At 39.6% G+C, this 298-nt stretch carries 1 protein-coding gene; it reads left to right on the plus strand.

Annotation, left to right across the window (positions count from 1 at the left end):
• The coding region (locus ACFINC_RS10830; protein ID WP_375617215.1) for a type IV secretion system protein at window positions 1–298 on the plus strand (298 nt) is incomplete at both ends.

Below are 298 nucleotides of genomic sequence, written 5' to 3' on the forward strand. Positions count from 1 at the left end.
CCTCTGTTCATTAGTTTATATTTGTTCAATGCAACGCGAAAATACAGTGATGCATGGATTACAACTTTGATTAATTTTACTATTTTACAAGGTCTTGTGATCATGCTTGGAACCATTATATGTCAAGTGATCCTACAGGTTCTCAAAGTTTCATATGATTCAATCTATGTTCTTTTCCCTCCTGTCATCGTCATTTCGATCATAGGGGTTATCATCTTTCGTGCGCTTCCTAGTATTGCAACGGCTCTCGCCTCTGGTGGACCATACTTTAACGCTGGTGTCTCTTCAGGAGGTCAGA

Origin of the sequence: Bartonella sp. AP58NXGY (genome assembly GCF_042195785.1) — a bacterium.
GTDB lineage: Bacteria > Pseudomonadota > Alphaproteobacteria > Rhizobiales > Rhizobiaceae > Bartonella.